This is a genomic window from Cellulomonas telluris (genome assembly GCF_004886325.1).
In the GTDB taxonomy this organism is placed as follows: Bacteria; Actinomycetota; Actinomycetes; order Actinomycetales; family Cellulomonadaceae; genus Cellulomonas; species Cellulomonas telluris.
The window spans coordinates 1-518 of sequence record NZ_QXFN01000109.1 but is presented as its reverse complement, the minus strand read 5'-3'; the positions used below and the strand labels follow the sequence as shown (position 1 = coordinate 518).

The window sequence follows — 518 nt, the reverse complement described above, 5'->3', positions numbered from 1 at the left end:
GGTGATGGAGTCGCGGCCGCCGCTGGCGATCGCGCACGCCCCGGGGCACATGCTGGTCACCGACGCCCGGGACAGCGACTACCTGGTCCCGTGAGGCTGGTGCCGTGAGGCTGGTCCCGTGAGGCTGGTCCCGTGAGGCTGGTCCCGTGAGGCTGGTCCCGTGAGGCTGGTCCCGTGAGGGTCAGTGGTCCGCGGCGGGCTCGACGAGCTCGACCAGGACGCCGCCGGCGTCCTTGGGGTGGATGAAGTTGACCCGGCTGTCGGACGTGCCGCGCCTCGGGGCGTCGTAGAGCAGGCGCAGCCCGCGCTCGCGCAGGACCGCGGCGACGTGCTCGACGTCGTCCACGCGGAACGCGAGCTGCTGGATGCCCTGGCCGTTGCGGTCGAGGAACTTCGCGATCGTCGACTCCGGGGTGAGCGGCGCCAGGAGCTGGATGCACGAGCCGGAGTCGCCGACCCCGACCATCGCCTCGCGCGCCCCCTGCTCCTCGTTGACCTCCTCGTGCAGGACCTGCATG

General features: G+C 72.4%; 1 protein-coding gene and 1 pseudogene. One reads left to right on the top strand and one right to left on the bottom strand.

Features of this window, described 5'->3' with window-relative positions; translation table 11 throughout:
* Nucleotides 1-94, top strand: a pseudogene (locus FB586_RS20130) (DUF1445 domain-containing protein); the annotation flags it as partial.
* A gap of 87 nt (nucleotides 95-181) precedes the next feature.
* On the opposite strand, the gene FB586_RS18960 reads toward FB586_RS20130, so the two are convergent.
* Nucleotides 182-518: VOC family protein (locus tag FB586_RS18960; RefSeq protein WP_136520876.1), on the bottom strand; the 337-nt coding region annotated here is incomplete at its 5' end.